1 rRNA gene is annotated in these 223 nt (G+C 48.4%); it reads right to left on the reverse strand.

What is annotated here, in order from left to right:
* Positions 1-223, reverse strand: a 23S ribosomal RNA gene (locus ABR397_RS25725); the annotation flags it as partial.

Consider the following 223-nt stretch of genomic DNA (forward strand, 5'->3'; position numbering starts at 1 on the left):
GTCATCCGCTAATTTTTCAACATTAGTCGGTTCGGTCCTCCAGTTAGTGTTACCCAACCTTCAACCTGCCCATGGCTAGATCACCGGGTTTCGGGTCTATACCCTGCAACTTATGCGCCCAGTTAAGACTCGGTTTCCCTGCGGCTCCCCTAAACGGTTAACCTTGCTACAGAATATAAGTCGCTGACCCATTATACAAAAGGTACGCAGTCACCCCTATTAA

This window comes from Photorhabdus viridis, assembly GCF_040256935.1.
GTDB lineage: Bacteria > Pseudomonadota > Gammaproteobacteria > Enterobacterales > Enterobacteriaceae > Photorhabdus > Photorhabdus viridis.